General features: G+C 53.3%; 1 protein-coding gene. It reads left to right on the top strand.

Going from position 1 to position 420, the window contains the following annotated elements; all coding sequences use genetic code 11:
* On the top strand, positions 1-420 hold a 420-nt coding region (locus tag DW931_RS15595), incomplete at both ends, for a virulence-associated E family protein (RefSeq protein ID WP_243036966.1).

The following is a 420-nucleotide window of genomic DNA, read 5'->3' as shown; positions in this document are numbered from 1 at the left end:
ACTTCCAATGCCCTTGACTTCCTGCCCCTTGACCGTTCCGGCAACCGCCGCTTTATCCCGGTCATGGTGTACCCGGAGCAGGCGGAAGTTCACATTTTGGAGGATGAAGCCGCTTCCAGAGCCTATATCGGGCAGATGTGGGCGGAAGCGATGGAGATTTATAAAAGCGGCAGGTTCAAGCTGGCTTTCAGCCCCGCCATGCAGCGGTATCTCAAAGAACACCAGCGGGATTTTATGCCGGAGGACACCAAAGCCGGGATGATACAGGCGTATCTTGATAAATACACCGGGAGCATGGTCTGCTCCAAGCAGCTCTATAAGGAAGCCTTGAACCATGCTTTTGACGAGCCGAAGCAATGGGAAATCCGGGAAATCAACGAGATTATGAACCAGTGCATTTCCAGCTGGCGGTACTTCCCA

It is taken from the genome of Clostridium sp. AM43-3BH, assembly GCF_003479985.1.
In the GTDB taxonomy this organism is placed as follows: Bacteria; Bacillota; Clostridia; order Lachnospirales; family Lachnospiraceae; genus Otoolea; species Otoolea fessa.
The sequence above is the reverse complement of the archived record's forward strand: the minus strand, read 5'-3'. Positions and strand labels throughout refer to the sequence as shown.